Source organism: Sphingomonas cellulosilytica, from assembly GCF_052321755.1.
Lineage (GTDB): Bacteria > Pseudomonadota > Alphaproteobacteria > Sphingomonadales > Sphingomonadaceae > Sphingomonas.
This window is the reverse complement of record NZ_JBQRTT010000004.1, coordinates 1-12,155: the sequence shown is the minus strand read 5'-3', so window position 1 is coordinate 12,155 and position 12,155 is coordinate 1. Positions and strand designations below refer to the sequence as shown.

The following is a 12,155-nucleotide window of genomic DNA, read 5'->3' as shown; positions in this document are numbered from 1 at the left end:
GCTGTTAACTTTGGCCTCTTCCAAGGAGTCAAACGCGTCATGAAGCTCATCCTCACAGCAGCACTCGTCGCTATTGCCCTGCCCGGCGTGGCGCCGGCACAGGACGCCAAGCCCAAGAAGGAAAAAAAGGTCTGTCGACAGACCAACCCGACGGGCAGCCGCTTCAAGGTCAGTGAATGCCACACGGAGGCCGAGTGGGCCGAGATCGACGCCGCGAATCAAAGCAGCGCCGACGCGAATGGACGAGGAAGTCGCCGGCCCGCCGGCCGCTGAGCGCTGAACACCTGATATGATCGGGCGCCGGCTTGCCGCCTGCCTTCAGGGGCGTGTTGCACCGGCGCAAGATCTTCGCCCGCAGGCGAGGGACCAGAAATGCGTGCTGGCGCACCCGACAGGATTCGAACCTGTGGCCTCTGCCTTCGGAGGGCAGCGCTCTATCCAGCTGAGCTACGGGTGCCTGGGGGGTCCGCCTAGCAAAGGCGGGCGGCGGGCGCCAGCGGTTTATGCGGGTGGCGGGGTCTTGGGCTTGTAGGCGCACAGGTCGGCGACGATGCAGCGCCAGCATTCGGGACGCCTCGCCTTGCAGACGTAGCGGCCGTGCAGGATCAGCCAGTGGTGGGCGTGGAGGCGGAAGGGCTGCGGCGTCGCAAGATCGAGCTTCAGCTCGACGGCGAGCGGCGTCTTGCCGCGGGCGAGGCCGGTGCGGTTGCCGACGCGGAAGATGTGGGTGTCGACCGCGAAGGTTTCCGCGCCGAAGGCGACGTTCATCACGACGTTGGCGGTCTTGCGGCCGACGCCGGGCAGGCGCTCCAGCGCGTCGCGGTCGGCGGGGACCTGGCTGGCGTGATCGGCGATCAGCGCCTGCGACAGGGCGATGACGTTCTTCGCCTTGGTGTTGAAGAGGCCGATGGTGCGGATGTGGTGCTTCAGCGCATCGAGGCCGAGCGCCACCATCTGTTCGGGGGTGTGGACCTCGGCGAACAGCGCGCGCGTCGCCTTGTTGACGCCGGCGTCGGTCGCCTGGGCCGAGAGGACGACGGCGACGAGCAGCTGGAAGGGATTGCCCGATTCTAGCTCGGTTTCGGGATGCGGATTGGCCTCTGCCAGCCGGCGGTAGAATTCGAAGACGTCTGCCTTTTTCACGCGCGCGCCTTTCTCACAGGCCGAGCACGTCGCCCATGCGATAGCGGCCGGCGGGCCGGCCGGCGAGCCACAGCGCCGCGCGCACCGCACCACGCGCGAAAATGCCGCGGTCCTGCGCGAGGTGCGACAGCTCGATACGCTCGCCCTCGCTGGCGAAGACGACATGGTGGTCGCCGACGATCGATCCGCCGCGCAAGCTGGCCATCCCGATCGTCCCTTCGGTCCGCGCGCCGGTGAGGCCGGCGCGGCCGTCGACGCGCAGTTCGGACAGGGTCGTCCCCCGCCCCGCTGCCGCCGCCTCGCCGAGCAGGATGGCGGTGCCCGATGGCGCGTCGACCTTGTGACGGTGGTGGCTCTCGACGATCTCGATATCCCAGTCGGTGCCGAGACGGGCCGCCGCCTCGCGGACCAGCTGCGCGAGCAGCGTGACGCCGAGCGAGGTGTTGCCGGTCTGCAGCACCGCGATCTCGGCGGCGGCGGCGTCGATCGCGGCATGCTGCGCCTGGCTGAGGCCGGTGGTGCCGATGACGATCGGCGTGCGGGCGGCGCGGGCGATGGCGAGATGGTGTTCGAGCGCGCCGGGCGCGGAGAAATCGACCAGCACGTCGGCGCTGCGCGCCAGCGCGGCGGGATCACCGTCCGTGTCGACGCCGCCGGCGAGGCGGGCGCCCTCCGCCTCGATCTGCGCCGCGATGGCGCGGCCCATGCGGCCGCCGCTGCCGTAGATGCCGATCGCGGTCATGCGCGGCTCCAAAGGTCACAAAAGTCTCGCCCACGCACTGTGTGTCGGCGGTCCGGGCGCGGTGCGGTGGAGGTCATGCATCGGCGTGTGGCACAAGATCGGGGCATAGGACAGGCTTTCGGCTAACCGCCTGGATCGGCACGACGTTATGGCGCGGCGATCCTATCGCGCGGCCGTCAGCGGTTCCTGCGGCGGGCGGGGGATGATAGGCGATGGGCATGAGCCGCATCCGCAACATCGTCGTCCTGACCGGCGCCGGCATCTCCGCCGAATCGGGCATCGCCACCTTTCGCGGCCCCGGCGGGCTGTGGGAGGGGCATCGCGTCGAGGACGTCTGCACGCCCGAGGCGCTGGCGCGCAATCCTGAGCTGGTGCATCGCTTCTACGATCTCCGGCGCGCGGCGCTGGAAACCGTGGAGCCCAATGCGGCGCATCGGGCGCTGGCGCGGCTGGACCGGGAATGCCCGGGCGAGCTGCTGATCGTGACGCAGAACGTCGACGACTTGCACGAGCGGGCGGGCGCGGCGCGGCTGCTGCACATGCATGGCGAATTGCAATCGGCACTGTGCGGCGCCTGCGGCATCCGCCATGGCTGGACCGGCGCGCTGCCGCCCGACATGGAATGCCCGGATTGCGGCTCGCCGGCGCTGCGGCCCGACATCGTCTTCTTCGGCGAGATGCCCTACCAGATGGAGCGGATCGAGGCGGCGCTGGCGGCCTGCGACCTGTTCGTGTCGATCGGCACGTCGGGCGCGGTCTATCCGGCGGCGGGGTTCGTGCAGCTGGCGGAGGCCTATGGCGCGGAGACGCTGGAGCTGAACCTGGAGCGGTCGGCGGGCAGCGGCTGGTTCGGCGAGACGCGGCTGGGCGCGGCGGGGGTGCTGGTGCCGGCGTGGGTGGAGGCGGTGCTGGCGGAGGTGTGAGGGGCCGGCGTCTCGCCTGCGGCTGCCCCTCCACCACGGCCTGCGGCCGCGGTCCCCCTCCCCTGCGGTGCAGGGGAGGACTTGGGGCTCACTCCACCCAGTCGAGGCCGATGTCGCGGTAGACGTCGCGGTCCTCGTCCCAGCCGGGCTTGACCTTGACGTGGAGGTAGAGGTGGACGGGCGCGCCGAGGATGCCGGCGAGTTCGGTGCGGGCGCGGGCGCCGATTTCCCGGATGCGGGCGCCGCCCTTGCCGAGCACGATCGCGCGCTGCGTCGGGCGTTCGACGAGGATCTGCTGGTGGATTTCGACCGATCCATCCTCGCGCTCGCTGTATTTCTCCGTCTCGATGGTGCTGGCGTAGGGCAGTTCGGCGTGGAGCTGGAGGTAGAGCTGTTCGCGCGTCACCTCGCTTGCCAGCGCGCGTTCGGTGGCGTCGGACACCTGGTCTTCCGGATAATGCCACGGCCCGGCCGGCATCGCGGCGGCGAGCGCCGATTTCAGTTCGGCAAGGCCGTCGCCGGTCTGCGCCGAGACGAACCAGGTGTCGGCGAAGTGCAGCAGCGCGTTGAGCTTTTCGGCATGCAGCAGCAGCTTGGGCTTGTCGGCGACGTCGACCTTGTTGAGGACGAGGATCTTGGGTTCCGGCCGGTCCTTCAGCGCCTCGGCGATGCGTTCGACCTTGGGGCCGATGCCGCCCTTGCCGTCGACGACGAGGGCGATGAGGTCGGCGCCCTCGGTGCCGCTCCACGCCGCCGACACCATCGCGCGGTCGAGCCGGCGCTGCGGTTCGAAGATGCCGGGGGTGTCGACGAGCAGGATCTGCGCATCATCCTGGATGGCGACGCCCAGAAGCTTGGTGCGCGTCGTCTGCGCCTTGGGACTGACGATCGCGACCTTCTGGCCGACGAGGGCGTTGACCAGCGTGGACTTGCCGGCGTTGGGCGCGCCGACCACGGCGACGAGGCCGCAATGTTGGGTTTGGGTCATGGGACTTTCTTACGATCAGTTGGACGACCGGGCGACATCAATTCCTCCCAAAGCCGTGGGAGGCAAAGCGGCAGGCACGCAGCGTGAGGAAGGCCCCCTCCGCCATGTCGCTGCACAAAGGATCCACCTCCCCGGCTGCGCCGAAGGGGGGCTAAATCAGGAACGACACCATTTCTACCCGTCATTGCGAGCGCAGCGAAGCAATCCAGAGCCGGACCAGGACGCCCTGGATTGCTTCGCTGCGCTCGCAATGACGACGTGAAGCGTAATCATGTCATCGCTTTACGGTGTGACCTTCGCCAGCAGGGCCTTGGCGGCGGCCGTTTCCGCTTCCTGTTTGTTGGTGCCGGTGGCGGTGGCGTCGGCGAAGGTGCCGATCCTGACCTGGACGGTGAAGCGGGGGGCGTGGTGGGGGCCGGAGCGGTCGACGATGCTGTATTCCGGCGGGCGGCGGCCGGCGGCGGCGGCCCATTCCTGTAGCGCGGACTTGGGGTGTTGCGGCGCCTTGTCCGTGCTGTGCACGCGGCTGGCCCAGGCGCGGCGGACGAAGGTGCGGGCGGCGTCGAGGCCGGCTTCGCGATACCAGGCGCCGATCAGCGCCTCCATCACGTCGCCGAGGATGTTGTCGCTTTCGTAGGCGCCATCGTCGCGCGCCTGCTTGCCGAGGCGCAGGTGGGCGCGCACGCCGAGGGTGCGGGCGACGTCGGCGCAGACCGCGCCGGTGACCAGCGCATTGAGGCGCTTGGACAGCTGCCCCTCCGCCTCCTTGGGGAACAATTCCCACAGCCATTCGGCCATGACGAGGCCGAGCACGCGGTCGCCGAGGAATTCGAGCCGTTCGTAATTGGCCGCCGCCTGGCTGCCGTGGGTCAGTGCGCGCTCGTACGGGGCGAGATCGGCAGGCATGCGGCCGAACAGGCCGGCTAGCCAGTCGCGAAAGGCGGTGTTCAGAAGCCCTCTCCTATCCGGTTCCAGCGTGCGGCGGTGAACCAGCTGACCGGATTGTACCAATGCGCATCGCCGTTGGTGGAGAAGAAGGTGACGACGGCCTTGCCCTCGATCCGCTCCATCGGGATGTAGCCCATGCCGAGCGGCGCGGGGAAGCGGCTGTCGGCGCTGTCGTCGCGGTTGTCGCCCATCAGGAACACGTCGCCCGCCGGCACGGTGTAGAGGCCGGTATCGTCCGCCTGCGGGATCTCCGCCTGATCGAGCACCATGTAGCTCTTGCCGTTCGGCAGCGTCTCGCGGAAGCGCGGGTAGCGGCAGATCGGCGTGCCCTTCGCATCGACGTCGACGAAGGTCGCGCCGCATTTCTGCGCGTCGAAATTGTCGGACAGCGGCAGCACGAAATCGGCGACGCGCTGCTTGGGGATGGCGCGGCCGTTGAGGATCACCTGGCCGCGGCGGACCTGGATGGTGTCGCCGGGCAGGCCGATCACGCGCTTGATGACGTCATGGTCGTCGGGTTCGGGCGAACGGAAGACGACGACGTCGCCGCGGGTCGGATCGCGGCCGAGGATGCGGCCCGGAATCGGCGGGAAGCCATAGGGCAGCGACCAGCGCGAATAGCCGTAATTCCACTTGGTGACGAACAGATAGTCGCCGATCAGCAGCCGCGGCAGCATCGATTCGGAGGGAATCGAATAAGGCGCGAAGATGAAGCTCCTGAGGATCAGCACGGCGATCGCCAGCTTCACCAGGAAGCGGATCGTCTCGGCGGTTTCGGAGCGCTGCGGCTTGGGTGGTACCTGTGTGTCGGCCATAGGCCGGGAGCCTTAGCGCTCCCTGTGCGTCCTCACCAGTCGTCCCGCATCGCACCGAAGGGCTTGCCCGCACCGGCTGGTTCGATACGGGACTGTCACGACTCCCCCCTCCCCGAAGGATGGAATGCGAACATGAGCGACTGGTCCGCGATCGAAGCCCTGCCCTCCCCCAAGCTTACCGACCTGTTCGAGGCGGACGGCGACCGGCTGGCGACATTCAGCCTGGACGTGGCGGGCATCCACTTCGACTGGTCGAAGACGCACCTGACGCAGGACGCGGTGCAGGCGTTCGCGGCGCTCGCCCAGGCGAAGGACCTGGCGGGCAAGCGCGATGCCATGTTCGGCGGCAGCCACGTCAACGTCACCGAGGACCGCCCGGTCGAGCACACCGCCGAACGCGGCGAGGGCAACCCCGAGAGCGTCGCGCGCGCCCGGAAACTCCACGAGCGGATGCGGTCGCTGATCGACGCGATCGAGGCGGGTGCGCTGGGCGACGTGCGCCACGTGCTGCATATCGGCATCGGCGGATCGGCGCTGGGGCCGCACCTGCTGGTCGATGCGCTGGGGCGCGAGGACAAGCGCTATGACGTGGCGATCGTCTCCAACGTCGATGGCGTCGCGCTGGAGGATGCGATCAAGGATTTCGATCCGGCCGCGACCTTGGTGGTGGTGGCGAGCAAGACGTTCACCACGACCGAGACGATGCTGAACGCCGCATCCGCGCTGCAGTGGATGACCGAGCATGGCGTCGAGGACCCCTATGGCAAGGTGATCGCGCTCACCGCCTCGCCCGACAAGGCGATGGAATGGGGCGTCGACGAGACGCGCATCCTGCCGTTCAGCGAAGGCGTCGGCGGGCGCTATTCCTTGTGGTCTTCGATCGGCTTTCCGGCGGCGGTGGCGCTGGGCTGGGGCGCGTTCGAGGAGCTGCTGGAGGGCGCGGCGGAGATGGACCGCCATTTCCGGCTGACCGCGCTGCACGAGAACGCGCCGGCGCTCGCCGCGTTCGCCGACCTCTATTACACGCAGGTCCGCCATGCCGAGACGCGGGCACCCTTCGCCTATGACGAGCGGCTGCGGCTGCTGCCGAGCTACCTCCAGCAGCTGGAGATGGAATCGAACGGCAAGGGCGTGACCGTCGATGGGCAGCCGGTCGGGCGACCGACCGCGGCGATCACCTGGGGCGGCGTCGGCACCGATGCGCAGCATGCGGTGTTCCAGCTGCTCCACCAGGGCACGCACCTGGTGCCGGTGGAGTTCATCGCGGTGATCGAGCCGGGCGATACGCTGGCCGAGGATCATCACCGGCAGCTGCTGCTCAATGCCTTTGCGCAAGGGGCGGCGCTGATGAAGGGCAAGCAGGCGGAGGACCCGGCGCGCAGCTATTCGGGCGACCGGCCGTCGTCGACCTTGCTGCTCGACACGCTCGATCCGCGGACGCTGGGGGCGCTGATCGCCTTCTACGAGCATCGCGTGTTCGTGAACGGGGTGCTGCTCGGCATCAATTCCTTCGACCAGTTCGGCGTCGAGCTGGGCAAGGAGATGGCCAAGGCGGCCGACCAGGGCGGGCAGTCGTTCGACCCCTCCACCACCGACCTGATCCGCCGCGCCCGGCTGGATTGAGGCAGCGAACGGGATCGTCGCGCGTTGAGGCGCGATGATCCCGATCCTGCTCGCCGCGGCGCTGGCCGCACCGACCACGCTCGCCGAGATGCGCTGGCACAAGCGGGTGCTGCTGGTCGCGGCACCGGCCGCGGACGATGCCGGGATCGCCGGGCAGCGCCGGGCGCTCGCCGGCTGGGACAAGGGCGCGCGCGAGCGGGACCTCGCGATCGTCACCGTCATCGGCGACCGCGTGACCGGGGCGACCGACAGCGCCGCCGCCCTGCGCACGCGCCACCGGTTGCCGCGGGATCGCTTCGTCGCGATCCTGATCGGCAAGGACGGCGGCGAGAAGATGCGCGCCGGATCGCCGATCCCCGCCGAGACACTGGCGGAGACGATCGACGCGATGCCGATGCGGCGGGCGCGACTGGATTGACCGTTCGCGGATCGCTATGTGTCGGGTCGAGCGGAGCGGTACACATGCGGACCAACATCGAGATCGACGAGCAGCTGATGGCCAAGGTCATGGAGGCGTTCAACGTCACCAGCGAGAGCGCGGCGATAGACGAGGCGCTGCGCACGGCCCTGAGGCTGGCCCGTCAACGCGAAATGCACAACCTGCGTGGCAAGGTCGAATGGGATGGCGATCTCGACGCCATGCGGCGCGATTGATCCTGGTCGACACCAGCGTCTGGCTGGACTTCTTCGTCGATGCGCCAACCCGTCAGGTCGCGGTTCTGGCAGAAAAGATCGATCTGGGGGAGGTCATCGTCGGCGACCTCGTCCTGATGGAGATGCTTCAAGGCTGCCGCAGCGACACACAGGCGCATGAAATCCAACGCATCACGACGGCGTTCGACCATATCGAGATCAGCGACCGGTATATGGCCGTGGAGGCCGCCCGCAACTACCGCCACCTGCGCGGCCTCGGCATCACCATCCGCAAGACCATCGATACGCTGATCGCGACGCGCTGCATCCTCGACCGGCTTCCCTTGTTATACAGCGATCGGGATTTCGATCCCTTCGTGCAGCATCTCGGCCTGCGGTCGGCGATGGCAGAGACCACCGGAGTGAATTGATGTCCGACTATGATTACGACCTTTTCGTCATCGGCGCGGGGTCGGGGGGCACGCGGGCGAGCCGGGTCGCGGCGGCGCACGGCGCGCGCGTGGCGGTGGCGGAGGAATATCGCGTCGGCGGCACCTGCGTGATCCGCGGCTGCGTGCCCAAGAAGCTGCTCGTGTACGGCGCGCATTTCGCCGAGGACCTGAAGGATGCCAAGCGCTTCGGCTGGCAGGTGCCCGACCAGTGCGCGTTCGACTGGACGACGCTGCGCGACAATGTGCTGGCCGAGGTCGACCGGATCAACGGCGCCTATACCCAGACGCTGGAGACGCATGGCGTCGAGATCATCCACCAGCGCGCCACCGTGACCGGCCCGCACAGCGTCCGGCTGGCCGACGGGACGGAGAAGACCGCCGAACGCATCCTGATCGCGGTCGGCGCGCGGCCGGCGGTGCCAAAGTGCCCCGGTGCCGAATACGGCATCACCAGCAACGAGGCATTCCACCTCGATGCGATCCCCAAGCGCGTGCTGATCGCCGGTGCCGGCTATATCGCCAACGAGTTCGCCGGCATCTTCCACCAGTTCGGCGCGCACGTCATCATCATGAACCGGACGCAGGACATCCTGCGCGGCTACGACCTGTCGATCCGCGACCGGCTGTTGCAGATCAGCATGATGAAGGGGCTGGAATTCCGCTTCGACGCCAATTTCGAAGGCATCGACAAGAGCGACGACGGCTGCCTGACCGTCCGCATGTCGGGCCACGAGCCGGTGACGGTCGACATGGTGATGTTCGCCACCGGCCGCGTGCCGAATACCGAAGACCTGGGGCTCGAAGAGGCGGGCGTGGCGCTGGAGAAAGGCGCGGTGGTGGTCGACGACCACAACCGGTCGAGCGTCGAGAGCATCTTCGCGATCGGCGACGTGACCAACCGCATCCAGCTGACCCCGGTCGCGATCCGCGAGGGGCAGGCGTTCGCCGACACCTATTACGGCGGCAAGCCGACCACGGTCGACTATGCCACGATCCCCTCCGCGGTGTTCAGCCACCCGCCGCTCGCCGGCGTCGGCATGACCGAGAGCGAGGCGAAGCAGAAGCTGGGATCGATCAGCGTCTATTCGTCCGATTTCCGGCCGATGAAGAACGTGCTGGCCGGGCGCAACGAGCGGGCGCTCTACAAGATGGTGTGCGACGGCGAAACGGGGCGGATCGTCGGGCTGCATATGATCGGGCCGGACGTACCCGAAATCCTGCAAGCCGCCGCAATCGCAGTGAAGGCGGGCCTCACCAAGGCGCAGTTCGACGAAACGGTCGCGCTGCATCCCACGATGGCGGAAGAGCTGGTGCTGATGAAGTAGCGCGGCTTCCCCCGCAGCGGGATCGCGGGTAAGGCATGGCCGTACCCGATCCTTGAAAAGGCCTGCCCGATGCGTGACGCTGCGATCGTTTCCACCGCCCGGACGGGCATCGGCAAGGCCTATCGCGGCGCGTTCAATGCGACCGAGGCGCCGGTGCTCGCCGGGCATGTGATGAACGCGGCGATCGATCGCGCCGGCATCGATCCGGCGCGGATCGACGACATCTTCTGGGGCGTCGGCAACCAATGGGGGACGACCGGCGGCAATGCCGGGCGGATGGCGGTGTTCGCGGGCGGCCTGCCGGAAAGCGTGCCGGCGTTCACGCTCGACCGCAAATGCGGATCGGGCCTCAACGCGGTGGCGCTGGCGGCGCGGACGATCATGTGCGGCGAGGCGGACGTGGCGCTGGCCGGCGGCATGGAATCGATCAGCCATACCGTCACCAAGGATGCCCCCCGCTACGTCAACCAGAGCGTCGTCGCGCGGGAGCCGGCCGCCTATATCCCGATGATCGAGACGGCGGAGATCGTCGCGGCGCGTTACGGCATCAGCCGCGCGGCGCAGGACGCCTATGCCGCCGCGAGCCAGCAGCGCGCCGCCGCGGGGCTCGCCAACGGGGCTTTCGCCGAGGAGATCGTGCCGATCACCGTCGAAAAGGCGCTGTTCGACAAGGCGGGCAACCGGACGGGCAGCGAGACGGTGACGGTGACGCAGGACGAAGGCATCCGTCCCGGCACGACGGCCGAAGCGCTCGCCGGGCTGAAGACGGTGTGGGCGGGCGGCGCCTTCAGCGGACCTGGTGAATATGTCACCGCCGGCAATGCCAGCCAATTGTCCGATGGCGCCTCCGCACAGATACTGATGGACCGGGCGACCGCGGAAGCGGAGGGCAAGGACATCCTGGGCATCTATCGCGGTTTCCAGGCGGCGGGCTGCGGGCCGGACGAGATGGGGATCGGGCCGGTGTTCGCGGTGCCGAAGCTGCTCGCGCGCGCCGGGCTGTCGGTGGCGGATATCGGATTGTGGGAGCTGAACGAGGCCTTCGCGTCGCAATGCCTGTATTGCCGGGACACGCTGGGGATCGACCCGGAACGCTACAACGTCAACGGCGGTGCGATCGCGGTCGGGCATCCGTTCGGCATGTCGGGCAGCCGGCTGGTCGGCCATGCGCTGATCGAGGGGCGCAAGCGCGGCGTGCGCTGGGTGGTGGTGACGATGTGCACCGCCGGCGGCATGGGCGCGGCGGGGTTGTTCGAGATCGTGTGAGGCGTTTTGGCGAAGGCGGGCAATCGGGTTCGCGCGAAGCCGCGAAGGGGGCACGCCTGGCCGCTCATGCCGCCCTTCATCATCGGCTGGTGACGTGCAAGGGCGCTGGCGCGCGAGACATCTGCGCGTCTTTGCGGCTTCGCGTGAACACCACTGCCCCGCTGTTCACCGCTGCGCCTGGAGGTAGGCGATGACGTCGGCGCGATCGAGCGGATCGGCAAGGCCGGGGAAGCCCATCGAGGTGCCGGGGGCGAAGCGTTGCGGGGCGGCGAGCCAGGCGTCCATCCGGGCGGGCGTCCAGCGGCCTCCGACCTGGCGGAGCGCCGCGGTATAGCCGAAGCGCGGGCTGGTGCCGGCGATATCGTTGCCCATCACGCCGAACAGGTTGGGGCCGTTGCGATCGGGGGCGCCGCGTCGGATCGCGTGGCAGGCGGCGCAGCGGCCGAACAGGCGCTGGCCCGCCGCCGGGCTGGCGACCCGCAGCAGCGCCGCCGGATCGGGGGACGGACCCGCAGCGCGCCGGCGCGCCTCACGATCGTCGTTGGTGCAGGCGGTCAGCAGCACGGCCGCGGTGAGCGTGATCGTCCATCGCATGGCATCACGGCTCATCAGGCCGTTTCGGTCCTGTTTACCTGTTCGCCTTATGCTCCGGCGCCATGCCACGTCTGTTCGCCCTCGCCCTGCTCGCCGCCATGGTGCCGCAACCGGCGCACCCGCTGCCGCAGCCAACGCGCACGGTCACGCTTTCGGCGCAAGGCGCGCGGCAGCATGCCTATTTCGCGCAGCGGCTGGCCGGGACAGCGCTGCGCATCGAGCGGCGGCAGCGGGCGCGCATCCTGTCGCGCGGACAGGCGGCGTTCATGCAGCAGGACCTGATCCGGGTCGGCGACGGCATCGGCATGATCCTGCGTCGCAGCGTCGCGCTGAGCCCGGAGGAGGAGCGCAGTTACCGGGCGATGCTGGACCGCGTCGATACGCGCCTGCTGCGGGCCGAGGCGAAACGCGCGGTGCGCCTCGCCGGTTATCGCATATGGCGATGATGGCTGCCGGCTTTGGGGGGAAGGGGCATGCCATTCCCGGCATCCTTCGTCACCCCGGACTTGGTCCGGGGTCCACCGTGCCGCAGAATCAATAGATTATGGGTATGCGGCACGGTGGATGCCGGACTAGGTCCGGCATTGTCTGTTGGAAAGGGTGTAGGGAGGGGACGTTCCGCGATGAGCGGGATGCCCGGGTCGGGTGGCCACCCGACCCGGGCGCGGACAGCGTGACCGTTCCGGCATAGGGCCACAAGGCC

The 12,155-nt window shown here is 68.7% G+C and carries 15 protein-coding genes and 1 tRNA gene; 9 read left to right on the top strand and 7 right to left on the bottom strand.

Translation table 11 applies throughout. From position 1 onward, the window contains the following. Positions 1–39: 39 nt before the first annotated feature. The gene (locus ACTZQ5_RS07430) at positions 40–273 is read left to right on the top strand and encodes a hypothetical protein (RefSeq protein ID WP_443584539.1); all 234 of its coding nucleotides are present in this window, start codon (positions 40–42) and stop codon (positions 271–273) included. Between the two features lie 107 nt (positions 274–380). Here ACTZQ5_RS07430 and ACTZQ5_RS07425 read toward each other — a convergent pair. The 3 genes from ACTZQ5_RS07425 to dapB form a co-directional block, all read right to left on the bottom strand. Next, positions 381–457 (bottom strand) — tRNA-Arg (locus ACTZQ5_RS07425). Between the two features lie 44 nt (positions 458–501). Next, a complete protein-coding gene (nth, locus tag ACTZQ5_RS07420) occupies positions 502–1,143 on the bottom strand; it encodes an endonuclease III (protein ID WP_443584538.1) in 642 nt (213 codons plus the stop codon). Between the two features lie 13 nt (positions 1,144–1,156). Beyond that, the gene (gene dapB, locus ACTZQ5_RS07415) at positions 1,157–1,885 is read right to left on the bottom strand and encodes a 4-hydroxy-tetrahydrodipicolinate reductase (protein ID WP_443584537.1); all 729 of its coding nucleotides are present in this window, start codon (positions 1,883–1,885) and stop codon (positions 1,157–1,159) included. A 218-nt stretch (positions 1,886–2,103) separates the two neighbouring features. On the opposite strand from dapB, the gene ACTZQ5_RS07410 reads away from it, so the two are divergent. Then, positions 2,104–2,808 (top strand): NAD-dependent deacylase, encoded by a 705-nt coding sequence (locus tag ACTZQ5_RS07410; protein WP_443584536.1) that lies wholly within the window; start codon positions 2,104–2,106, stop codon positions 2,806–2,808. An 88-nt stretch (positions 2,809–2,896) separates the two neighbouring features. Here ACTZQ5_RS07410 and era read toward each other — a convergent pair whose 3' ends face one another. The 3 genes from era to lepB all read right to left on the bottom strand — a co-directional run bounded on the left by era (position 2,897) and on the right by lepB (position 5,559). Continuing rightward, positions 2,897–3,796, bottom strand: coding sequence for a GTPase Era (gene era, locus ACTZQ5_RS07405; protein ID WP_443584535.1), 900 nt, complete (start codon positions 3,794–3,796; stop codon positions 2,897–2,899). A gap of 282 nt (positions 3,797–4,078) precedes the next feature. Next, a complete protein-coding gene (gene rnc / locus ACTZQ5_RS07400) occupies positions 4,079–4,702 on the bottom strand; it encodes a ribonuclease III (RefSeq protein ID WP_443584534.1) in 624 nt (207 codons plus the stop codon). Positions 4,703–4,743: 41 nt separating this feature from the next. Beyond that, entirely contained in the window at positions 4,744–5,559 is an 816-nt protein-coding gene (gene lepB, locus ACTZQ5_RS07395) for a signal peptidase I (protein ID WP_443584533.1), read from the bottom strand. Positions 5,560–5,691: 132 nt separating this feature from the next. Between lepB and pgi the strand changes: the two genes are divergently transcribed. The 6 genes from pgi to ACTZQ5_RS07365 all read left to right on the top strand — a co-directional run bounded on the left by pgi (position 5,692) and on the right by ACTZQ5_RS07365 (position 10,858). Further along, on the top strand, positions 5,692–7,182 hold the full coding sequence (gene pgi, locus ACTZQ5_RS07390) for a glucose-6-phosphate isomerase (RefSeq protein ID WP_443584532.1): 1,491 nt from the start codon (positions 5,692–5,694) through the stop codon (positions 7,180–7,182). Between the two features lie 34 nt (positions 7,183–7,216). Then, positions 7,217–7,600, top strand: coding sequence for a DUF4174 domain-containing protein (locus tag ACTZQ5_RS07385; RefSeq protein WP_443584531.1), 384 nt, complete (start codon positions 7,217–7,219; stop codon positions 7,598–7,600). 44 nt (positions 7,601–7,644) lie between these two features. Continuing rightward, positions 7,645–7,836 (top strand): type II toxin-antitoxin system VapB family antitoxin, encoded by a 192-nt coding sequence (locus ACTZQ5_RS07380; protein ID WP_443584530.1) that lies wholly within the window; start codon positions 7,645–7,647, stop codon positions 7,834–7,836. Beyond that, the gene (vapC, locus tag ACTZQ5_RS07375) at positions 7,833–8,246 is read left to right on the top strand and encodes a type II toxin-antitoxin system VapC family toxin (RefSeq protein WP_443584529.1); all 414 of its coding nucleotides are present in this window, start codon (positions 7,833–7,835) and stop codon (positions 8,244–8,246) included. Before ACTZQ5_RS07380 ends, vapC begins: the two co-directional genes overlap by 4 nt. Continuing rightward, the gene (gorA, locus tag ACTZQ5_RS07370; protein WP_443584528.1) at positions 8,246–9,592 is read left to right on the top strand and encodes a glutathione-disulfide reductase; all 1,347 of its coding nucleotides are present in this window, start codon (positions 8,246–8,248) and stop codon (positions 9,590–9,592) included. The genes vapC and gorA overlap by 1 nt, the downstream gene beginning before the upstream one ends. A 69-nt stretch (positions 9,593–9,661) precedes the next feature. Then, positions 9,662–10,858, top strand: a complete 1,197-nt coding sequence (locus ACTZQ5_RS07365; protein ID WP_443584527.1) for an acetyl-CoA C-acyltransferase — start codon at positions 9,662–9,664, stop codon at positions 10,856–10,858. Between the two features lie 165 nt (positions 10,859–11,023). Here ACTZQ5_RS07365 and ACTZQ5_RS07360 read toward each other — a convergent pair whose 3' ends face one another. Continuing rightward, complete coding sequence (locus ACTZQ5_RS07360; RefSeq protein ID WP_443584526.1) at positions 11,024–11,467, bottom strand: c-type cytochrome; 444 nt, start codon at positions 11,465–11,467, stop codon at positions 11,024–11,026. Positions 11,468–11,514: 47 nt separating this feature from the next. Between ACTZQ5_RS07360 and ACTZQ5_RS07355 the strand changes: the two genes are divergently transcribed. Then, positions 11,515–11,898: a hypothetical protein gene (locus ACTZQ5_RS07355; RefSeq protein ID WP_443584525.1), complete on the top strand. Its 384-nt coding sequence runs from the start codon at positions 11,515–11,517 to the stop codon at positions 11,896–11,898. The last annotated feature ends 257 nt before the right edge of the window (positions 11,899–12,155 follow it).